This window comes from Streptomyces sp. BHT-5-2 (assembly GCF_019774615.1).
Taxonomy (GTDB): domain Bacteria; phylum Actinomycetota; class Actinomycetes; order Streptomycetales; family Streptomycetaceae; genus Streptomyces.
The window spans coordinates 6,132,934-6,148,575 of record NZ_CP081496.1; the positions used below are offsets into that span (position 1 = coordinate 6,132,934).

General features: G+C 69.0%; 16 protein-coding genes and 1 pseudogene. 12 read left to right on the top strand and 5 right to left on the bottom strand.

Features of this window, described 5'->3' with window-relative positions; genetic code table 11:
* Positions 1 to 62 precede the first annotated feature (62 nt).
* Positions 63 to 323, top strand: a pseudogene (locus K2224_RS41740) (IS3 family transposase); the annotation flags it as partial.
* Between the two features lie 121 nt (positions 324 to 444).
* Positions 445 to 603: a hypothetical protein gene (locus K2224_RS27120; RefSeq protein ID WP_221909198.1), complete on the top strand. Its 159-nt coding sequence runs from the start codon at positions 445 to 447 to the stop codon at positions 601 to 603.
* A 33-nt stretch (positions 604 to 636) separates the two neighbouring features.
* On the opposite strand, the gene K2224_RS27125 is transcribed toward K2224_RS27120, so the two are convergent.
* The 5 genes from K2224_RS27125 to K2224_RS27145 all read right to left on the bottom strand — a co-directional run bounded on the left by K2224_RS27125 (position 637) and on the right by K2224_RS27145 (position 4,719).
* Positions 637 to 1,290 carry a TetR/AcrR family transcriptional regulator gene (locus tag K2224_RS27125; protein WP_221909199.1) on the bottom strand — a complete coding sequence of 218 codons (654 nt, stop codon included), beginning with the start codon at positions 1,288 to 1,290 and terminating at the stop codon, positions 637 to 639.
* A 316-nt stretch (positions 1,291 to 1,606) separates the two neighbouring features.
* A complete protein-coding gene (locus K2224_RS27130; RefSeq protein WP_221909200.1) occupies positions 1,607 to 2,107 on the bottom strand; it encodes a DDE-type integrase/transposase/recombinase in 501 nt (166 codons plus the stop codon).
* Positions 2,108 to 2,151: 44 nt separating this feature from the next.
* A complete protein-coding gene (locus K2224_RS27135) occupies positions 2,152 to 3,123 on the bottom strand; it encodes a Gfo/Idh/MocA family protein (RefSeq protein WP_221909201.1) in 972 nt (323 codons plus the stop codon).
* Positions 3,116 to 3,550 (bottom strand): NDP-hexose 2,3-dehydratase family protein, encoded by a 435-nt coding sequence (locus K2224_RS27140; RefSeq protein WP_260693370.1) that lies wholly within the window; start codon positions 3,548 to 3,550, stop codon positions 3,116 to 3,118. The genes K2224_RS27135 and K2224_RS27140 overlap by 8 nt, the downstream gene beginning before the upstream one ends.
* Positions 3,544 to 4,719: a cytochrome P450 gene (locus K2224_RS27145; RefSeq protein ID WP_221909202.1), complete on the bottom strand. Its 1,176-nt coding sequence runs from the start codon at positions 4,717 to 4,719 to the stop codon at positions 3,544 to 3,546. The genes K2224_RS27140 and K2224_RS27145 overlap by 7 nt, the downstream gene beginning before the upstream one ends.
* Positions 4,720 to 5,109: 390 nt before the next feature.
* Here K2224_RS27145 and K2224_RS27150 point away from each other — a divergent pair, with 390 nt between their 5' ends.
* The 10 genes from K2224_RS27150 (at position 5,110) to K2224_RS27195 (ending at position 15,642) form a co-directional block, all read left to right on the top strand.
* Complete coding sequence (locus K2224_RS27150) at positions 5,110 to 6,504, top strand: salicylate synthase (protein WP_260693371.1); 1,395 nt, start codon at positions 5,110 to 5,112, stop codon at positions 6,502 to 6,504.
* An 8-nt stretch (positions 6,505 to 6,512) separates the two neighbouring features.
* Positions 6,513 to 8,627 (top strand): alpha/beta fold hydrolase, encoded by a 2,115-nt coding sequence (locus K2224_RS27155; RefSeq protein ID WP_221909203.1) that lies wholly within the window; start codon positions 6,513 to 6,515, stop codon positions 8,625 to 8,627.
* Entirely contained in the window at positions 8,624 to 10,306 is a 1,683-nt protein-coding gene (locus K2224_RS27160) for a (2,3-dihydroxybenzoyl)adenylate synthase (RefSeq protein ID WP_221909204.1), read from the top strand. The genes K2224_RS27155 and K2224_RS27160 overlap by 4 nt, the downstream gene beginning before the upstream one ends.
* Before the next feature lie 28 nt (positions 10,307 to 10,334).
* On the top strand, positions 10,335 to 10,799 hold the full coding sequence (locus K2224_RS27165; RefSeq protein ID WP_221909205.1) for an SRPBCC family protein: 465 nt from the start codon (positions 10,335 to 10,337) through the stop codon (positions 10,797 to 10,799).
* Positions 10,800 to 10,822: 23 nt separating this feature from the next.
* Positions 10,823 to 11,677, top strand: coding sequence for an MBL fold metallo-hydrolase (locus K2224_RS27170; RefSeq protein WP_221909206.1), 855 nt, complete (start codon positions 10,823 to 10,825; stop codon positions 11,675 to 11,677).
* 61 nt (positions 11,678 to 11,738) lie between these two features.
* Complete coding sequence (locus tag K2224_RS27175; protein ID WP_221909207.1) at positions 11,739 to 12,998, top strand: beta-ketoacyl synthase N-terminal-like domain-containing protein; 1,260 nt, start codon at positions 11,739 to 11,741, stop codon at positions 12,996 to 12,998.
* The gene (locus K2224_RS27180; RefSeq protein ID WP_221909208.1) at positions 12,995 to 13,252 is read left to right on the top strand and encodes an acyl carrier protein; all 258 of its coding nucleotides are present in this window, start codon (positions 12,995 to 12,997) and stop codon (positions 13,250 to 13,252) included. The genes K2224_RS27175 and K2224_RS27180 overlap by 4 nt, the downstream gene beginning before the upstream one ends.
* Positions 13,230 to 13,706, top strand: a complete 477-nt coding sequence (locus K2224_RS27185; RefSeq protein ID WP_221909209.1) for a holo-ACP synthase — start codon at positions 13,230 to 13,232, stop codon at positions 13,704 to 13,706. The genes K2224_RS27180 and K2224_RS27185 overlap by 23 nt, the downstream gene beginning before the upstream one ends.
* Positions 13,707 to 13,732: 26 nt before the next feature.
* Positions 13,733 to 14,188: a hypothetical protein gene (locus K2224_RS27190; protein ID WP_221909210.1), complete on the top strand. Its 456-nt coding sequence runs from the start codon at positions 13,733 to 13,735 to the stop codon at positions 14,186 to 14,188.
* A gap of 77 nt (positions 14,189 to 14,265) precedes the next feature.
* Positions 14,266 to 15,642: an NDP-hexose 2,3-dehydratase family protein gene (locus tag K2224_RS27195; RefSeq protein WP_221909211.1), complete on the top strand. Its 1,377-nt coding sequence runs from the start codon at positions 14,266 to 14,268 to the stop codon at positions 15,640 to 15,642.

Sequence of the window (15,642 nt, forward strand, 5' to 3'; positions counted from 1 at the left end):
GTGCTCAAGCGATCGGTGGTCCTGTGGGCCAAGGAGGCGACGAAGCGACAGTTGCAGACTTCATGGCCGACCAGAGGAGCAGCCTCCACGAGCCGCACGCCGTCTCGTGCTGGGCTCTTGAAGTCTCGCAGTCCTGGTTCTACAAGTGGTTGAACCGTCCGCCCGCCGCGCGTGATGAGCACCAGGCCGAGCTCGTGGCAGCCGTCCGTGAAGATTTCGCCCGCTCCGGCGGCACCTACGGATCCCCGCGCGTCCACATCGAACTGGCGACAAAGGGCTGGCGGGTGTCGAAGAACATCATCGCCAAACTGATGGCCGAGCTCAGCCTGGTCGCCCACGAAGCGCCGCCGCCGGTCCTTGACCCGGCAGGGCAAGCGCCCGGTCGCCCGGACCTGGTCAAGCAGAACTTCACCGCAGATGCTCCGGACGTCGGGTGGTGCGGACATGACCGAGGTCGAAACCGGCGAGGGCAAGCTCTACCTCGCCACCTGGATCACCGACTGGTACGCCCCCCATCGCCGACACTCCGCCTGCGACTGGCTGTCACCCATCGACTACGAGAACAGGCACATCGTCACAGAACAACAGCCCCAAGCTGCTTAACGAAACCCGTCACACTCAGAGGGGATCGACACTTCAGGCGCGGCGGATGCCGAAGTCGCGTAGACCGGATTCGAGAAGGTCAAAGGCATGTTCGGCGCGAGCCACCGCGTCCGCATACGCGGCGTCGGCAGTCGCCCCGCCCAGAAGGAGTTGCTGGTTCTCCATGACCAGAATTTCCCGGACACCTACTATTTGGCCAGCGGCGATACGCGCCGCGTGCCCCTCAGGTCCGTCCGTGCATGAAGGATCAGTCAGTGCCTCGGCGAGCAGCTCTCGTCCACGCATACCGAAGGCATAGACGCGTTGGGTGAGCGACGGCGTGGCTTGCAACAGTCGCTGCAGGGTGAGAACTTCTTCGTCGTCGTTCAGGCCAGTGACCGGATCGCGGTCGGCCAACCCGTCTAGGAAGAAGCGGCGCAGGGCAGCCACTGCGGACTCCCCTTCGGATCGCACGCTCACGATAGACGCAAGGTCTCCGACGTGCTGTTCCATCGGCGCCGTTATCAAGTCTTCCTTGGTCGGAAAGTAGTTGAACACCGTCATCGTGGACACTTCGGCGGCTGCCGCAATCTCTGCAACCGTGACATTGTCAAATCCCCGTTGAGTGAAAAGTTCCAGCGCTGTGTGAAGCAGGGTCTGCCTGGTCCGAAGCTTCTTGTGTTCCCGCAATCCGATCTGTTGAGTCACGCGGCAAGTATATCGGTCACATATGAGATAGTGGATATTTTTTACCTGGTCGGCCACGAGCGGTCGGGCACCCGTGTCGGGGCTTCGGTGCACTCCCCTGGCAGCGCACCGGAATTCCCGAAAGAGCCTTCGTGATCTTATGAGTCGAGAGAAACCCGAACTTGTCAATTCCCTCGAACTGCGGAGATCTTCTATGCGGCCAGCCTCAAGGCAGGGTTGGCTCGGTGGTCGTGTTCGTAGTCGATCGGACTCTGGTGTCCGCACACACTGTGTAGTTGGATGGCCTTGTAGAAGCCGCTGATCCAGGTCCCGATCCTCAGACGCGCCTCGGTGCGGATGCGAAGGTGTGCCGGTGGACGTACTCGACCTTGAGCACGCTGTTGAACGCCTCGCTGACGGCGTTGTCGATGCATGATCCGACTCGGCCCATGGACTGGGTCACGCCCAGGCGCCGGCAGGCGCGATGGAAGCGGCGGGAGGCGTGCTCGCTGCCACGGTTGCTGTGAAAGATCACTCCCTTCACGTCGCCTCCGTGGGTGGTGGAGGCCATGTGGAGGAACACGACGACGAGGTCGGCGTCCTGATGGCGCTCCATCGACGTGACGCACTCGGCGGGCCGGGTGCGTCTGACCATCACGAACAACGGCGTGCTGCCGCATTCTGACCAACCGATCCCGCACGGCGGCAGCAGGCTGGGAAACCTCGCCGCGTGCGTGCGGTCGGCGGCAGCCTGGAGGCGCGGCTGTGCCCGGACGGCGCGTTCAAGGTCTTCGCCGAGGTTCTTATCGCACCGGCGAAGGACTCCTTCACGAGACACGAGAATCCGGAGCTTCCTTCGGCGGGCCCTGAGCCCGGGCGGCTTCATCTGCCCTCAGCGACCCGCCTGATCTCGTCGAGGAGAGCCGCCTGGTGCAGACAGGCACGGCCGTCGGTACCGACCTCGCCCCGGCAGGCGCAGACGAAGGAGCTTACGGTGGCCGCTACTTGGTCGTGCGGTTCAAGGGTCACCCCGCCCGGGCCGCCAGCGCGTACCACCTGCAGGAGGGGGTGTTCTTCCGCCGCCGGGGTGAAGGCGCGGTCCACCCGGACGCGACCCTCACTGCCGCACAGCTCGTAGGCCGAGCGGTAGGCATGGTCCATGCCGAAGTCGAGCTGGACCGTGACACCCGCGGGGGTGGCGTACAGCAGCGCCGCCCCCGCCACGTCCACCTCACCGCTCCCGTCCCGGTGGAGCACCGCCCCGGCGACACTCAGCCGGCTACCCACTAAGAGCTGGGCGGCTCGTACCGGGTAGATCCCCATGTCAAGCAGGGCCCCGCCGCCCAGGTCCGCCCGGTACCGTATGTCATCGGCGGGCCGCCGGGGCACGGTGAAGGTGGCGGTGAACGACTGCAGCATGCCGATCGCGCCATCGGCGACCAGCTTCTGCACCACCGCGTGCTGCCGGTGGTGGACGAACATCACGTTCTCCATCAGGACGCGGCCAGCACCGCGCGCGGCGGCGAGCAGTTCCCGGGCCTCGGCGGCGTTCGTGGCCAGCGGCTTCTCCGACAGGAGGTGCTTACCCGCGCCCAGCGCCCGCCGGGTCCACGGGGCGTGCAGGGCGGTGGGCAAGGGCACATACACCGCGTCGACCTCGGGCAGGTCGAGGAGCTCGGCATAACCATGCACCGGGCGGCAGCCGTACTCCGCCGCCGTCCGCGCAGCCCGCCCCGTGTCGCGACTGGCCACCGCGACCAGCTCGACCCCGGGTTCGCGGGCCATCGCGGGCAGCATCTTGCGCCGTGCGATGTCGGCACATCCGAGTACGCCTACACGCAGTGGGTCAGTCATCGCCGTGCACATCCAGCGCGTTGAGGCACGTCAGCACCGTCCGCCCCTGAAAGTTGAGACAGAACCCGTGCCGGAACAGCGACGACAACTGCCCCGGTGTCACCCACCGGTAGTCGTCCCCAGGGTCCAACGGCACCTCGTCGGGCGCTTCGACGTTCAGGTAGCGGATCACCGCGTTGAGGAAGCGGCCGCCGTCCTCGGAGTCCAGCGCCTCGTAGCGGATCCACGCCGGATCGGCATTCAGCACCGCATCAAGATGGCGGGGGCGGTCGACAGGTGCCGCATCGGCGTAATTGTCCGGTGCGGACTGCATCGTGGGCCCCAGCTCCAAGGTGTCCAGGAAGCCGCCCTCCACGCGCGCGTGCGCCAGCACATGCATCTGTCCCCCAATGCGCCGGGGCGGGAAGGCCAGCAGGCGCTTCACCACGTCACAGGGAGCTTCTCCAGCCCGTACACGACATGCTCGCTCCGGAAGGATGTCTCCTCCTCGGCATGTGCCATCCGCAGCGTCGGGAAGCGCACGGCGAGTTCGCGGTAGACCACGCGCAGCTCCATCCGTGCCAGCTGCTGGCCTATGCACTGGTGCGGGCCGTATCCGAAGGCCAGGTGGCGGCCGGGCGGGCGGGTGATGTCCAGCTGATCCGGGAGCGGGACGAAGTCGGGGTCGTGGTTTCCCGCGGGCAGGTGCAGCAGGACGAGATCGTCCTTGCGGATGTCCACGCCGTCGAAGGTCAGGTCCTCGTTCGCGCGGCGCAGCAAGCCGCGCTGCATCACCGTCAGGTAGCGCAGCAGCTCCTCGACGGCTAGGTCCGCCAGGGCCGGGTCCTGGACCAGGGCTTCCCATTGGGGGCGGTCGCGCAACATCGCGTAGACGCCCAGCGAGATCATGTGGGCCGTGGTGTCGTAGCCAGCGACGAGCAAGGTGCCGATGAGGGTGAGTATTTCCTGGTCCGAGAGGCCGTGACCGCCATGGACGAGGTCACTGAATAGCGCGTCGTCGGGGGCCTGCTTCTTCCGCTCGACGACCTCGGCCAGGTAGGTGAACAACTCGGGTGCCGCACGCTGTTGTTCCGCCCGGCTGTCCGCGAATCCGCCGAGCGCAGTCATCGCCAGGCGTTCGAACATTTCCTGGTCCGCACGCGGCAGTCCGAAGAGCGCACAGATGGTGAACGACGGGACCCGCATGCCCACCGTGCGGACCAAGTCCGTACCGGGCCCGGAGCGTTCCAGGTCCACCAGGCACTCGTGTGTCATCGCGGTTATCGCCTCCTCCAGTTGGCGCACCCTGCGCGCAGTGAAGTGCCGGGCGACCGGCATCCGCAGACGTAGGTGATCGGCACCGTCGAGGTTGGTGATGTGCGGTACGTCGGCGTCCCCGCGCCGGGGCAGCCGCTCATGGCTCACGGTGCCCAGGCCGTGCAGGAACGAGCTGATGCGCTTGTCCGCGGCGACCGAGCGGATGTCGTCGTGCCGGGACACCAGCCAGGCGTCGTAGCCGGTGGGAATGCGTACCTTGTGGATCCCGGCCTCGCGGTAGTGCGCGCAGGGGCCGGGCGGATCGAGCGGATCGCCACGGTCGAGGGACAGGGCTGGCACGGAATTCTCCACAATCTCTCCCTGCAGCATGCGGTTTTACCGCTTGGTGGACGCGCGAGTGCCCAGAAGGTTCTGGTAGGCCGCCGGGGGTATGCCCCGCCGACGCACCGATACCTCGCACCGTAACCACGAAGGGCGCCCGGCCGGTAGGCCATCGCGGCGCGGGCGGCGAACTTCGCAGACTTCCCGCAACGCCGCGACGGGTCCTCCGGGGGGCAGCTGCGGAATTCATCGGAGGTAACTGCCAGCGTGACGGCCGAGTGTGGTGACCGTGCAGGTCAGACAGAGCGACAGTGCGCGGCGGGACGCCGGGGGCGCAGACACCGGGTGGTTGAGCCGGAGACATGCGAAAGCCCCGTGCCGATTCCCCCGCGAAACCGGAGGTGAACGGTGACGAGGATCGGTGAATACGAGGAGCACCGGCTGGCGGTAGTGGACGACCCACTGCGGACCGTGACCCGGCTGGCTGCCTCTGGCCACTTCGACCAGTACATGGTGTACGAGGACGGGGAGACCTACTCGTTCGCGGGCGGCGTCCTTGCCGAGATCAGCGTCTACCGCAACCGCCTGCACGTCCTCTTCGACGGCGCGACCGTGGCGGAGGAGGCACTGCACGATACGGCCGCCCGCGAACAGGTGCTGCGCAAGGTCGCGCGGCATCTGTCCGCACTGCCGTTCCGCGGCTGGCGCGCCTACGGCTGGGCGGCGTTCGAGGCGAGCTACGCGCTGGCCGGCCTGGACCTCGAGGACGACGACACCCCGCTGCTCCAGCTGATGGTTCCCGCGACGGAGGTCAGGCTCACCGGCGGTGCGGCGCTGATGCGTACGGTGGGACCCGTTCCCGCGGAGCTGCGCGCGATGGTGGCCGGCGGACCGGACTCGGGGCCGGCCGAGGCCGAAGGGCCCCGGCCCCTGCCCGTCGATGTCACGGCGGACGACGGCTACCGGGAGGCGGTTGCCTCGGCCGTGCGGGACATTCGCGCGGGCAAGCTGCAGAAGGTCATCCTGTCCCGTGTCGTGCCGGTCGGCTTCCCGGTCGACCTGGTCTCCACCTATGCGTACGGACGGCAGCACAACCGGCCGGCCCGTTCGTTCCTCCTGTCCTTCGGAGAACTGGCCGCGGCCGGATTCAGCCCCGAAACCGTGACCGAAGTGCGCGACGACCATGTCGCCACCCAACCGCTGGCTGGCACGCGGGCGCTCTCCGGAGAGGCCGAGCGGGACCGCAGGCTGCGCGAGGCGCTCCTGACCGACCCCAAGGAGGTCTACGAGCACGCCATTTCCGTGCAGACCTCGGTCAACGAACTGCGCACGGTCAGCAGGCCAGGAACGGTACGTGTGGAGGACTTCATGTCCGTCAAGGAGCGCGGCAGCGTCCAGCACCTCGCCTCCTCCGTGTCGGGGCGCCTCGCCACGGGCCACGATGCGTGGGACGCGCTGCGGGCCTGCTTCCCCGCCGTGACCGCCTCCGGCATACCGAAGGCCGCCGCGTACACCTGCATCCGGCGCCTTGAGACGCAGCCCCGCGGTCTCTACAGCGGGGTGGTGATGACCGTCGACGCGAATGGCGACATGGATACCGCCCTCACGCTGCGGACCGTCTACCAGCGGCGTGGCCGGGCCTGGCTGCGGGCCGGTGCCGGAATCGTCGAGCAGTCCACGCCCGACCGAGAGTTCGAGGAGACCTGCGAGAAGCTCCGCTCCATCTCTCGCTGGCTGGTGCCCGCCGGATCCGCGGCGCCCGCTCCCGAAGTGTCCTTGTCTGCTCCAGCGATCGGCAGGTAGGTACGGCAATGAAACGGGTTGTCATCACCGGCATCGGCATCATCTGCCCCAGCGGAAGCGGTGCCCGGGAATTCTGGCACCACAACACCGCGGGCACGACGTTTGTGCGCCACGAACCGGCCATGGCCCGGCTCGGCATGAAGGGCAGCTCCCACGCCCCCATCCAGGATTTCGACCTCGCCGCGCACCACACCGAGGACGATGTGCGGACCCTGTCGCAGCTGAGCCGCTTCGTGCAGCTCTCCGTCTCGGCCGGCGCCATGGCGGCACGCGACGGGGGCCTGGAGGGCGCGACGTTCCGCCCCGAACGTGCGGGGGTGGTGTTCTCGTCGGCCATCGGCGGGACACCGGAATTCCAGGTGGCGTACGAGCAGTACAGCAACGACGGCACCCAGCCGCTGGTGCCGTTCCCGGAAGCTCATCCCTTCTACGACTCGGTCTTCCTCAACTACGCACCGTCCTGGCTCAGTGAACGCTACAAGCTGCACGGCCCGTGCAGCACCCTCACCACCGGATGCACCGCCGGTATCGATGCCCTGGGGCTGGCCTTCGACCAGGTCCGCTGGGGCGACGCCGACATCGTCCTGGCGGCGTCCGGCGAGGCTCCGTTGTCGGGACTGGCCTACGCGACCCTCGACGTCATCGGCTCCCTCGCCGTCGTCAACGGTCCGCCGGAGACCGCTTCCCGCCCCTTCGACGCCCGGCGGGGAGGGTTCGTCCTCGGCGAGGCGGCCGCGGCCCTCGTGGTCGAGGAGTACGAGCACGCCGTCGCCCGCGGCGCCACCGTCTATGCCGAAGTGCTCGGGTTCTCCAGCGCCAACAACGCGTTCCATATGAGCGACCTGGCATCGGACGGAGCGGCCATGGCCACCGTGCTGAGCGGCGCGCTCGATGACGCTCAGGTGTCTCCGGAGGACATCGACTACGTCAACGCGCACGGAAGTTCCACACCGCAGAACGATGTCTTCGAGACGCAGGCCCTCAAGACGGCGCTGGGCCAAGCGCACGCGGCACGTACTCCCATCAGCTCCACCAAGTCCATGATCGGGCATTCGCTGTCGTCGGCGAGCATGGTCGGGGTCATCGCCACCATCGGTGCCCTGCGGCATTCGGTCGTTCCCCCGACCGCCAACTACGAGGTACCGGACCCGGCTTGCGACCTGGATTACGTGCCCAACAAGCCACGCGTCCATGACGCACGTACCGCACTGGTCAGCGCCAGCGGTTTCGGCGGCATCCATTCCTGCGCGGTGCTGAGGAGGTCCGACCAGGACCGGCCGGCCCGCCTCCCGTCCGCCGCACCCGGCGAGGGCAGCGCCGCTCCTACCGCCCCCACCCGGCGCTCCCTGCCCGTCACCGCGTCGACCACGCTGGTGCGCGGCACCGCCTCGGCCGAGACGCCGACCCTTCTCCTGATCCACGGTTTCGGCGGAACCGCCGCGCACTGGGAGCCGCTGATGGGGGCGCTGCCTCCCCGGTTTCACGCAGTCGCACTGGACCTGCCGGGGCACGGCACGCACCGCATGCCGGTGGACACCCCGCTGTCGGCTGTCCGGGCCTGCCTCGTCGACGCCTTGGAGCGCCTCGGCGTCACCGGCCCCGTGGTGCCGGTCGGGCACTCCCTCGGCGGTCTGGTCGCGCTGGACCTGGCCGGGGCGGAGCCGGACCGGGTACGGGGCGCGGCCGTCATCGGTTCCGCCGAACGCATCCGGCTGCACCCGGACCTCGTGGCGCAGGCGCTCTCCGGCAGCTGGGACCGCGCGTTCCTGGCCGGGTGCCTGCGCCGTCCGGATCACCCGCTCCGCGCCGGAAGGACCACGGTGGAGGTGGTGGCCGACGGGTTCGATGCCCTGCGGCTGCCGCGCGCCGACATCGACGTCTGGGGGCTGACCGGGGGGCTGCGGTCTCCTCTCCCGCAGGCTCCGGTGCTGAGCCTCATCGCCGGCGCGGACCGGGTGGTCTCCCCCCGCCGCAGCCGGGCCCTGGCCCACGCGGCGCCCCGCGGGAGCGCCCTCACCATCGAACATGCCGACCATTACGTGCACTTGGAGGACCCGGATCGGGTCGCGGCCATGCTGGCCGAGTACGTCGCCGGGCTCGCCGCTTCCGGAGGACGGCCATGAACGGTGACCTGGCCGTCTCCCGGTCCGAGCGGGAACGCCGTTACGCCGAACTGGGCTGCTGGCGCGACGTCCTGCTCGATGAGGCCGTCCTCGGCGACCCGGTGGCCCGGGGGGACCGTGTCGCGGTCGTCACCCGCGAGCGGCGGATCGGCTACCGCGAACTGGCAACGGCGGTGGACCGGGCGGCGTCGGGCTTCCGCTCCCTCGGTCTCAGGCCCGGGGACCGTGTGGCCGTACGGCTGGGGAACACCCTGGACATGCTTCTGGCCTTCCTGGGCCTGGTGCGTGGCGGGATGACCCCCGTCCTGATGCCGCCGGGTCTCGGGATCCGGGAAGTGGACCATGTGGTGCGCACGACGCGCGCCCGCGCCCTGGTCAACCGTGACGTCGGCAGCGGCGCGGAGAGCCGTGCGCTGGTGCGCCATATGGCGGAGGACCACCCGGATGTCCTGGTGTGCCTGGCCGCCGAGGGGCACCTGGCTCGGCATCGCACACCACCCGAAGGCGTCCTCCTGCTGGACGCCGTGCTGGTGGGCGGGGAGCCAGCGGGTACCCGGACGCTGGCATCGGCGACGGTCCGCGAGAGCGCGGACGTGGCCTTCTATCTGCTGTCTGGGGGCAGCACCGGGCTCCCCAAGGCGATTCCCCGTACGCACCGGGACTACGTCTGCAACCTCGAGGTCAGTGCCCGTCTCACGGAACTCGGCCCCAGGAGCACGTATCTGGCCGCGCTGCCCACCGCCCACAACTTCGTTCTCGGCTGCCCCGGTGTCCTGGGAACGCTTGCCGCCGGCGGCACCGTCGTCCTGGGTTCTCCCTCGCTCGGACGTGTGGTGCGGGACATCGAGCAGGAGCGCGTCACCATCACCGCGCTTGTCCCCGGCCTGGCACGGCTCCTGCCGGAGCACGCCACCGACCTCTCCAGCCTGGAGGTACTCCAGGTGGGCGGGGCCCGGCTCTACGAACCGGATGCGCGCCGCCTCATCAGTGCCCTGCCGGGACGTCTCCAGCAGGTGTTCGGCATGGCGGAAGGACTGCTCAATTTCACGCGGCTCGACGACCCGGACGACGTCGTGGCGACGACCCAGGGCAGGCCCGCCTCCTCCGCCGACGAATGGTTCCTCGCCGATGGGTCCGGAAGCCCGCTGCCGGCCGGGCAGGAGGGTGAACTGCTTGTCAGGGGCCCGTACACGATCGGCGGCTACCTCGCGCCAGAGGAGGTGAACCGGTCCTCCTTCACCGCCGACGGCTTCTACCGCACCGGCGATATCGTCCGCCTACACGAGTCGGGCAACTTCGTGGTCGTCGGGCGCCGCAAGGACTTTGTGAACCGCGGCGGCGAGAAGGTGTCCGCGTCCGAGCTGGAAACGGTCCTGGCCGACTGCGGCGCGCTGGCCGCCTCCGCGGTCGTCCCCGTGCCCGACGATCTGCACGGAGAGGTCGTCTGCGTGGCGGCGGTGCCGGCCTCCGGAACCGCCGTCGACCTCCACACGGTGCGGGACTTCATGCTCAGCCGGGGCATCGCCCGCTACAAGCTTCCCGAACACCTCGTCCTCTGCGAGCGGCTGCCGGTGACCGCGGTCGGAAAGATCGACCGGGTCGCCCTGGCCGAACAGGCACGCGAGCAGGTGCTGCCCGCCCCCGGGGTGCCTCAAGACGCCGACTCCACCACTCCCTGAACCCACCACCGACCGGAAGGCACGTGCGATGGCCGCGCACACTGACAACGAGATTGTGATCGACGCCCCCTTCACCACCGTCTGGAGCATCGCCAACGATGTGACGAACTGGCCGGACCTCTTCGACGGCGCTTACGCCTCGGCTGAGATCCTGCAGGGTGACGAGAGGCGGTTGACCTTTCGCCTGACCACCGAGCCCGAGGACGACGGCAAGCAGTACAGCTGGGTCTCGGAGCGCGTCATGGACCGGGACGAGGGCACGGTCAGTGCCCGGAGGATCGAGAACGGGCCGTTCCTCTACATGCACATATTCCAGTCCTTCGAGACGCTGCCCGGCGGCAGCACCAAGGTCCGCTGGGTCCAGGACTTCGAGGTGCTGCCGGAAGTGCCGTACGACGACGCGTGGTTCGCCAACCGCATCAACAAGAACTGCCAGCGCGAACTCGTGCGCCACAAGGAATACATCGAGGCGCGCGCCGGCGGCCGGCAGTGAGCGGCCCGGCCACGGGCCGTGCCGTGGACGCGCAGCGGACGGTTGACCTCGGCGACGGGGCCTTCGCGGTGGTCAACGGCGACGGCGGGATGGGACTGTCCAACTCGACGGTCCTGGTGGACGACGGACGGGCCGTGGTGATCGACACCATGCTGCTCCCGCGCATGAACGCCCGCACGCGCGAGGAACTGCGGGCCAGGAACACCACCGCCGAGCTGATCCTCAACACCCATCAGCACGTCGACCACATGGGAGGCAACGGCGCATTCCCCGGAGTGCGAGCGGTGGCGCCCGAAGGGGCCGCGGCGGCGCTGCGCCGAATGGCCGAGGACACCGCCTTCCTGCCCCGCTTGATGCCCGCCTTCGCGCCCGAGCTGACGGACCTCGAACTGCGGCTCCCGGAACCGGTGGACCCCGAAGCCCTGGTGCTTCCGCACGAGGCACGGGCCCTGGTCTTCGAGAACGCGCACAGCATCGTGGACCTCGCCGTCTGGCTTCCCGGACAGCGGTTGCTGGTGGCCGGCGACCTCTGCTTCCACGGGGTCACCCCGCTCGCCCGGCACGGCAGCGTCGCCGGGTGGATCGGCGCACTCGACCGGCTGATCGACCTGGAACCGTCCGTCGTCGTCCCGGGGCACGGCGAGGTGACCGGCCCGCACGTCCTCCACGTACTGCGCGACTACCTCCAGAGGCTGTGGTCGGCAGCGTGCCGGGCGGTCGAGGAAGGAGCCACCGCGGCTGACACGGCGGCGGTGGCTGACAACTTCGATGCCGGGCCGGTCGCGGAATGGGGTGAGCCGCAGCGGACGTCCTTGAATCTGCGCGTGGCTCTGGGCGAGCTCACCGGCGATCCGCTCCCGCTCGGACCGCCACGGTGATGCCACGGACGCACCCGTTCTGGGCCCAGCCGCTGGGTGAGCCCGGCAAGACAGGAGGATCATGAGCAACAACAGCGGCGGCCCGTCCCCCCGTGCCCGACGCGTCGTTGTCACCGGCATCGGTGTCGTCAATCCGCTCGCCACCGGCACGGAGCCCTTCTGGGAGGCCGTCCTCGCCAAGAAGACCGCGATCGGCGCGATCAGCCGTTTCGATGCCGACGGGCTGCCAGTCCATCTGTCCGCCGAAGTGGCCGGCTTCCGGGCTACCGACCATGTGCCCCGTCGGCTGGTGGTCAAGAGCGACCTCTTCGCGCACTACGCCATGGCGGCCGCCGGGCAAGCGCTGGCCGACGCCAGCTTCGACACCGAGCCGTTCGATCCGTTCCGCACGGGCATCAGCTTCGGCAACAACAGCGGTGGGTGGGAGCTGTGCGAACGCGGCTTCCGCGAGTACTACCAGCAGCATCCGACCATGATCAATCCCTGGCAGGCGACCGCGTGGTTCCCCACCGCCGCCCAGGGGTTCGTGAGTATCCGTTACGGCATCCGCGGCTTCAGCAAGAGCTTCGCGGCGGACCGCGCCAGCGGCGCCTGCGGCCTGCTGCACGGCATGCGAAGCATCCTGAGAGGGCGCAACGACGTCGTGCTGGCGGGCGGCGCAGAAGCACCACTGACCCGTCTGGGCATGGCGGCCCATGTCACCACCGGTGACCTGAGCCGCGCCTCGGCCGCGGAGGACGGCTACCTGCCCTTCGACGGCGAGCGCGCCGGACTGGTCCTGGGCGAGGGCGCCACCGTCCTGGTCTTGGAGGAACGCGAGCACGCGCTTCGCCGCGGGGCCCGGGTGCTCGGTGAACTCGCCTCCGCCGAACAGCGCACGGCCGCTCCGGACGAACCGGACGGAGCGGCCGCCGCGCTCACCGCAGCGCTGCATGCGGCGGACCGGGCACCCCAGGACGTCGACGTCGTCTTCGCCGAGGGCGCCGGCTCCGCCGAGAGCGACGCCACCGAGGCCCGTGCCCTGGCCCGGGTATTCGGTGAGGGTTGCGTACCGGTGACGGTTCCCAAGGCTGGTTACGGCCATCAGTACGGAGCCAGCGCCGCGACGGAACTCGTCTGTGCGGCTCTGTCCCTCAGGGACGGAGCCCTCCCGCCCACACCGGGCACTCGAACGGTCGACGAGCGGTGCGCCGTCGACCTGGTGACCGAGACTCGCCCCCGGGCCGTCAGCACCACCGTCGTCCACTCCCGTTCCCGGGAAGGGACGAACGTGGCGATGGTGCTGACGGCTCCGGACCGACACGACCGGAGGGTCGCATGACGTACTACACCGCAGTGCGCGGAGCAATTTCCGCGCTGGGTTTTGAGGATGACCAGATCCTGCCCGAAGCACGGCTGCGCGGAGACCTCGAACTGGACTCCACGGAGCTGGTCGAGGTGTCCCTGCAACTCCAGCGGGACCTCGGCATCGAAGTGAAGCTCGAGCTGGCGGACGACCTCACCATCGCGGACGTCTGCCGCATCGTGGAAGAGGCCGGACAGACGACGAGCGATGCCGGGCAGCAGGCCGGCTGAAGCACGGGTCGTGGGCATCGGCGTCGACATCGTCGATCTCACGCGCATGGCGCGCTTCCTGCACCGGTACCCGGACCGCTCCCTGCGGATGATCCTGGGCGGCGCCGAACTCGCACAGGTGCGGTGTTCCCCCTCCCCGGCCGTCCGGTTGGGCATCAGCTTCGGCACCAAGGAGGCATGCGGAAAGGCCCTGGGTACCGGGCTGGCCGGCCTCGCCTGGACCGATATCGAAGCCGGCGTCGAGTCCGTCATCGCGGGCGATGCGGACGGGGAGGTCGGGGACGACGGGTGGGCCGTGCGGGAGGTCGGCGTTGCGCTGCACGGCGCCGCCCGGAACCGGGCCGCCCGACTCGGCATCGAGCGGTGGGCAGCGCGGGCGTGGCCTCTGCGGCCAGGTGCGCTGATGGTCTGCGCCTTCGCCACCACCGGCAGCGCGGCTGGGACAACGAACTGACGTGATGAGAGGAAAGGCAAGAATCCATGGCCGAACACATCGACAGCAAGGTCTTCGTCAAGGCACCTCTGGATACCCTGTGGACGCTGGCGAACTCGATGGAGAACGACCGCCGACACTCTTCGGACGGTCACCGTCTGGTGGCCAAGGACGACGAGCGCCGCTCGCAGGTACTCAAAGTGCAGACCCTGCCCGACCACGAGGGCCGTTCCTGGTCCTATTTCGTCGAGCGGGTCATGCGCCCCGAGGACTACACGGTGTACGCACGGCGCTGGGGGAACCCCAATTTCCGGTACGCCCACCTGATCTGGATCTACCGCGAGGAGCCTCGCGGTTCCAGCATCCGCTGCGTACAGGACTTCGAACTGACCGACGCCTCGACCGTCGACGGCCCGACCATGGCGCGGATCATCCGGCAGGGCACCGAAAAGGCATTGCGGGCGACCGTCGAATTCGTGGAGGAGCAAGCCGCGCTTTCGTAATGACGTCCTCCCGAAGTGACGGGACCTCTAAAAGACGCCAGCTCATGATGCCTTCTCACAGGGAGAGGAGAACGGCCGTGTCGACCCCGGAGCCCCAGCGCCCTGACCCCGCCCCTTCGCCGCTTCCCGGGTTCCGCCACTGGCTGGACGAGCAACGGCGCGGGGACACCCACCGGGTCCAGCGGATCCCCCTGGACCGGATGACCAAATGGCGGACCGACGCACGAACGGGAAACCTCCAGCACGAAAGCGGCCGCTTCTTCACGATCGAGGGCCTGGAGGTATCCCACCGGGACGGCCTGACCGCCCGGTGGACCCAGCCGGTCATCCACCAGCCTGAGGTCGGCCTCCTGGGCCTGTTGACCCGGCAGTTCGCCGGAGAGCCGTACTTCCTGGTACAAGCCAAGACGGAGCCGGGCAACTGTAACGGTGTGCAGCTGTCCCCCACGGTACAGGCCACTCGGAGCAACTTCACCGGAGTGCACGGCGGTTCCGCCGTTCCGTACCTGGACCACTTCCTACGGGCCGGACCGCGCGACGTCCTGGTGGACGTCCTGCAGTCCGAGCACGGGGCGTGGTGCTTCCGCAAGCGCAACCGCAACATGGTCGTCCGTGTCTCCGGGTCCTGCGAGGCGGCCGACGGGTTCCGCTGGCTGTCGCTCGCGGAACTGCACCGCCTCCTCAGGGAGGACGACCTCGTCCAGATGGACACCAGGTCCGTACTGGCATGCCTGCTGTCCTGCGGACTCGCTCCCACCGGTAGGGGACTTCACACCACCGGCGAGGTCCTGCACCGGATCACCAGGTACCGGGCCGAGGGGGCGGTGCGGTCCCGTCTCGTACCGCTTGCCGCGGTGGGCGGTTGGCAGCGCGACGGCTGGTCCCTCTCACCGGCCGCCGGAACCGGTGGCTTCGATGTCGTCGGTGTGGACGTCACCGCCCCCGGTCGGGAAGTTGCCGCCTGGCGCCAGCCCATGGTCGCGCCCCGCGGCACCGGACTGGCCGCGTTCGTCATACGGCGGTTCAACGGGGTGCTCCACGCGCTGGCCAGGGTCGGCGTGGAGCCCGGCTCCCCCGACCTCGCGGAACTGAGCCCGACGGTCCAGTGCTTTCCGGTGGAGGACGAGATGGGTTCGGCGGCGGAGAAGCAACCGCCGTTCCTGCGCGACGTCCTGGCCGCCTCGCCCGAGCGGATCCGGTTCGACACCGTGCTGTCCGAGGAAGGGGGGCGGTTCCTGCACGCGAGGACCAGACACCTCGTAGTGGAGGCCGATGAACGGTGGCCGCTTGAGGAACCTGCGGGCTTCGTCTGGGTGACCCTTGCCCAGCTGGGCGAGCTGCTGCGGCACAGCAACTACGTGAATGTGCAAGCACGCAGTCTGGCGGCCTGTTTGCACAGCCTGACGGTGAACGCGGCGGACGGCACGGTCCGCACCGGTGCGGGAGGTCACTGA

Coding starts and splice junctions, on each gene's coding strand:
- K2224_RS27135 (WP_221909201.1), bottom strand. CDS start 3,123: ATGACTGACCCACTGCGTGTAGGCGTACTCGGATGTGCCGACATCGCA.
- K2224_RS27155 (WP_221909203.1), top strand. CDS start 6,513: ATGAAACGGGTTGTCATCACCGGCATCGGCATCATCTGCCCCAGCGGA.
- K2224_RS27190 (WP_221909210.1), top strand. CDS start 13,733: ATGGCCGAACACATCGACAGCAAGGTCTTCGTCAAGGCACCTCTGGAT.
- K2224_RS27160 (WP_221909204.1), top strand. CDS start 8,624: ATGAACGGTGACCTGGCCGTCTCCCGGTCCGAGCGGGAACGCCGTTAC.
- K2224_RS27165 (WP_221909205.1), top strand. CDS start 10,335: ATGGCCGCGCACACTGACAACGAGATTGTGATCGACGCCCCCTTCACC.
- K2224_RS27185 (WP_221909209.1), top strand. CDS start 13,230: ATGCCGGGCAGCAGGCCGGCTGAAGCACGGGTCGTGGGCATCGGCGTC.
- K2224_RS27175 (WP_221909207.1), top strand. CDS start 11,739: ATGAGCAACAACAGCGGCGGCCCGTCCCCCCGTGCCCGACGCGTCGTT.
- K2224_RS27180 (WP_221909208.1), top strand. CDS start 12,995: ATGACGTACTACACCGCAGTGCGCGGAGCAATTTCCGCGCTGGGTTTT.
- K2224_RS27120 (WP_221909198.1), top strand. CDS start 445: ATGACCGAGGTCGAAACCGGCGAGGGCAAGCTCTACCTCGCCACCTGG.